The sequence below is a fragment of the Poinsettia branch-inducing phytoplasma str. JR1 genome (genome assembly GCF_000309465.1).
Taxonomy (GTDB): domain Bacteria; phylum Bacillota_I; class Bacilli_A; order Acholeplasmatales; family Acholeplasmataceae; genus Phytoplasma; species Phytoplasma pruni.
In genome coordinates this window covers 1-3558 of sequence record NZ_AKIK01000004.1, presented here as the reverse complement: position 1 = coordinate 3558, position 3558 = coordinate 1, and the positions used below count along the sequence as shown (strand labels likewise).

Below are 3558 nucleotides of genomic sequence, written 5' to 3'. Positions count from 1 at the left end.
GGTATATTTTTTATAATAAGAATTTCATCTAATAAGAAAAAATATACTTTTTTAAACAAAAAATTAATTATTTGGCGCATAAAAACAATCCAAATGAATCAATTTTGTTTTATTTTGCAGAAAAAAGAGAAATAACTTTTCTCTATTTAATAAAAAACTTATTTGTTCAAAGATTAAACAAGTTGTATGATCGCCATAGGGGCGGCGTCGCCTTTGCGAGATTCAGTTTTGATAATTCTAGTATAACCACCCGGTCTGTCTTGATATTTGGAAGATAATTCGTTAAATAACTTTTGTAAAACGGTTTTATCTTCGTCTATTTTTTTGTCAAACATTAAAAGAGATGCTTGCCTTCTTGCGTGTAAAGTGTTTTTTTTACTTAAAGTTATAGATTTTTCAACTACTCTTCTCAACTCTTTAGCTTTAGAAAAAGTAGTTACAATTTGTTCGTTCACGATCAAACTAGAAACTAAACTTCTTAATAAAGATTTTCTTTGAGGGGTAGTACGTCTTAATTTACTGTAACCCATTTTTTAATTTTAACCCACTTTCTAAAAAAATATTTTATTTGTTGTTTATTGGCATATCGAAACGAAGTTCTAATTCGTTCATTTTTGCTTTTAATTCATCAAAAGATTTTTTACCTAAACTGTTTAATTTAGAAATATCTTTTTCTTTTTGACTCACTAATTCTTTTACAGTATTAATGCCTGATCTATTCAAACTATTTAATAGTCTCGCAGACAAGTCTAATTGTTCGATTTTCAAATCTAAAGCATGATTGTAATTTTCAATTTCTGCTTCATAAATAAAGTCATTTTGTTGTTCTTGTTCACATAAATTCACTAAAACATTAAAATGATCTGCTAAAATTTTAGAAGCTGTAGATAAAGCTTGTTTAGCGGTAATAGCTTTATTAGTTTCGATATCAACTACTAACTCTTCTTTGTTACTTAACTTTTGTTCCACAGTGTAAGTTGTTTTTACAACTGGCGTATATAAAGAATCGATCGCTATAACTCCAAATTGGTTTTTATTAAAAACCTTGTTATTCGCAGCACTTTCATAACCAATGCCTCTTCTTACTGTCGCTTGCATACGGAAACGAGTGTTTTCTGATACATGAGCTATTACTTGATCTTTATTAATGATATCAACTCCATCAACAACATTAAAATCTGCAGCTGTTACTGTTTTTTCGCCTGTAATATCGATTTCCAACTTTTGTTCAAAATCTTCATCTTGAGAATCAACAGCAATAACGACTTTTTTTAAATTTAAAATGATAGTCATAATATCTTCATAAACACCGTCCATAACAGTAAATTCATGTTCTGCACCATCAATGCAAACATTTACAATAGCGGCACCTGGTAAAGAAGATAATAAAACTCTTCTCAAAGAATTTCCAATTGTAGTTCCGTATCCTTTTTCTAAACGTTGGATAACGAATCTTTTATCAAAAACATCATCATTTTCATTGTCAACTAACATAATAGGTCTTAAAAATTTTAATTTTTTCATTTTCTACTCCCTTAATTAACCACGAGGACGTTTAGGTGGTCTGCAACCATTATGAGGAATAGGAGTAACATCTTTAATAGCAGTAATTTCTAAACCTGATTCTTGTAAAGAACGAATAGAAGTTTCTCTACCTACTCCTGGACCTTTAATAAAGACTTCAACTTTTTGCATTCCTTGATCTTTAGCGAATCCTGCTACTTTTCTAGCTACTTGTTGAGCTGCAAAAGAAGTTGATTTTCTACTCCCTTTAAAACCTAAAGAACCTGCACTGCTCCAAGTGATTACATCGCCTTCTAAATCAGTAATAGTCAATATGGTATTATTAAAAGTAGTATGAATATGAGCTATACCAAAAGGAACATTTTTTTTAATTTTTTTACGCTTTATGCGTTTTTTTTGAGCCATTTATTATCTCCCTCTTTTCGCGTTCTTATTACTTTTTTTATCTTTATTAATGCTTGAAAACAGTTTTTTACGATTTTTCTTAGCCGTCTTAGCGTTGTTTCTAGTTTTTTGTCCTCTTACTGGTAAGCCATTACGGTGGTGTTTTCCTCTATCACAACCGATTTCCATTAAACGTTTAATATTTACTAAAACAGTCTCACGTCTTAGAGCGCCTTCACTCATTTTACTTAATTCATTTCTTATGCTAGATAATTGTTCTTCAGTTAAATCTTTAACGCGAATATTTTCATCTATATTTAATTCGCTTAAAATTTGCTGAGAAGTTTTAAGTCCAACACCATAAATATAAGTAAGTGAAATAACTACTCTTTTATCGCGAGGAACATCTATTCCTGCAATTCTTGCCATTTACAAACTCCTTTCCCAATTACCCTTGTCTTTGATTATTGCGACGATTTTTTTTATTTATAATATAAACTCTTTTTTTGCGACGCACAATAATGTCATCAGGACTACGTTTTTTAACAGAAGCTCTAACTTTCATTTTAAATATCTCCTTTTATTTAAAAAAATATTATTATCTTTTATCGATATAACGATAAACAATACGCTTTTTAGAATCTACTTTAACTTTATCACCTAACAAAATACGAATGTTATTAATACGTATTTTGCCTGAAATATAAGCAGTAATAATGTTTTTATTAGAAAGTTCTAATTGAAATCGAGCATCAGGTAAAATGCCAACTACTATAGCATCATAAAATTCAATAATATTTGAATTAACCATATTTATTTTTATTTTCCTATTTCTTTGTTTATGTTAATGTTAAAATTTCATATCCGTTTTCGGTCACTAAAACTGTGTGTTCAAAATGAGCACTTAAGCTTTTATCTGCTGTTATAGCAGTCCAACCATCATTCAATATTTTAACTTCTTTAGTGCCTAAAGTAAACATAGGTTCAATGCAAAAAGTCATTCCTGGTTGTAAAATGTAATCTTTATCAACAAAATCAAAATTAAAAATATAAGGTTTTTCATGCAATTGCAAACCAATTCCATGTCCTGAAAAAACCTCAACTATACCGTATTTATTCTTTTTACCAATTTCAAAAATAGCTGCAGAAATATCAGAAATGCGATTTCCTGGTTTAACTTGTTTTATTCCAGCGAATAAAGACTTTTCAGTGTTTTCCAAAAGAGTTGCTACTTTTTTAGAAACTTTACCGATGGCGTAAGTCCAAGCTGAATCAACGTAATAACCTTGATATTTGATCCCCATATCAATCGTAATGATATCGCCTTTTTTTAAAATTTGTTTTTTAGATGGTATTCCGTGCACGATAGCTTCATTAACGGAAGTACACATATAACCATCAAAACCTTTATAACCTTTAAAAGCGGAAACTACTCCATGTTTTTCAATCAATTCACGAGCAATCATATCTAAAGCAAAAGTAGAAACGCCTTCTTTTAAAGAAAGGATTAAATCTTTTCTTATAGAAGATAAAATTTGACCTGCTTTTCTCATTATAGCAATTTCATTCTCTGATTTAATTATTATCATAAAGGGTAACCTGCCTTAAATCTAAACATAATGATTTCTTTTTAATTTATAAAATTTTATT

General features: G+C 29.3%; 7 protein-coding genes. All 7 read right to left on the bottom strand.

Annotated features, from left to right (window positions below):
* Positions 1 to 173: 173 nt before the first annotated feature.
* From rplQ to map, 7 genes are read right to left on the bottom strand one after another with little or no spacing between them, the layout of a single operon-like run.
* Positions 174 to 530: a 50S ribosomal protein L17 gene (rplQ, locus tag ON17_RS00130; RefSeq protein WP_017191438.1), complete on the bottom strand. Its 357-nt coding sequence runs from the start codon at positions 528 to 530 to the stop codon at positions 174 to 176.
* A 34-nt stretch (positions 531 to 564) separates the two neighbouring features.
* Entirely contained in the window at positions 565 to 1524 is a 960-nt protein-coding gene (locus tag ON17_RS00125) for a DNA-directed RNA polymerase subunit alpha (RefSeq protein ID WP_017191437.1), read from the bottom strand.
* A gap of 15 nt (positions 1525 to 1539) precedes the next feature.
* Positions 1540 to 1929 carry a 30S ribosomal protein S11 gene (rpsK, locus tag ON17_RS00120; protein WP_017191436.1) on the bottom strand — a complete coding sequence of 130 codons (390 nt, stop codon included), beginning with the start codon at positions 1927 to 1929 and terminating at the stop codon, positions 1540 to 1542.
* Between the two features lie 3 nt (positions 1930 to 1932).
* Positions 1933 to 2337, bottom strand: a complete 405-nt coding sequence (gene rpsM / locus ON17_RS00115; protein ID WP_017191435.1) for a 30S ribosomal protein S13 — start codon at positions 2335 to 2337, stop codon at positions 1933 to 1935.
* Between the two features lie 19 nt (positions 2338 to 2356).
* Entirely contained in the window at positions 2357 to 2473 is a 117-nt protein-coding gene (gene rpmJ, locus ON17_RS00110) for a 50S ribosomal protein L36 (RefSeq protein WP_017191434.1), read from the bottom strand.
* A 33-nt stretch (positions 2474 to 2506) separates the two neighbouring features.
* Positions 2507 to 2719 carry a translation initiation factor IF-1 gene (locus ON17_RS00105; RefSeq protein WP_017191433.1) on the bottom strand — a complete coding sequence of 71 codons (213 nt, stop codon included), beginning with the start codon at positions 2717 to 2719 and terminating at the stop codon, positions 2507 to 2509.
* A 28-nt stretch (positions 2720 to 2747) separates the two neighbouring features.
* Positions 2748 to 3497, bottom strand: coding sequence for a type I methionyl aminopeptidase (map, locus tag ON17_RS00100; protein WP_017191432.1), 750 nt, complete (start codon positions 3495 to 3497; stop codon positions 2748 to 2750).
* Positions 3498 to 3558: the final 61 nt, after the last annotated feature.

Coding starts and splice junctions, on each gene's coding strand:
- rplQ (WP_017191438.1), bottom strand. CDS start 530: ATGGGTTACAGTAAATTAAGACGTACTACCCCTCAAAGAAAATCTTTA.
- ON17_RS00125 (WP_017191437.1), bottom strand. CDS start 1,524: ATGAAAAAATTAAAATTTTTAAGACCTATTATGTTAGTTGACAATGAA.
- rpsK (WP_017191436.1), bottom strand. CDS start 1,929: ATGGCTCAAAAAAAACGCATAAAGCGTAAAAAAATTAAAAAAAATGTT.
- rpsM (WP_017191435.1), bottom strand. CDS start 2,337: ATGGCAAGAATTGCAGGAATAGATGTTCCTCGCGATAAAAGAGTAGTT.
- rpmJ (WP_017191434.1), bottom strand. CDS start 2,473: ATGAAAGTTAGAGCTTCTGTTAAAAAACGTAGTCCTGATGACATTATT.
- ON17_RS00105 (WP_017191433.1), bottom strand. CDS start 2,719: ATGGTTAATTCAAATATTATTGAATTTTATGATGCTATAGTAGTTGGC.
- map (WP_017191432.1), bottom strand. CDS start 3,497: ATGATAATAATTAAATCAGAGAATGAAATTGCTATAATGAGAAAAGCA.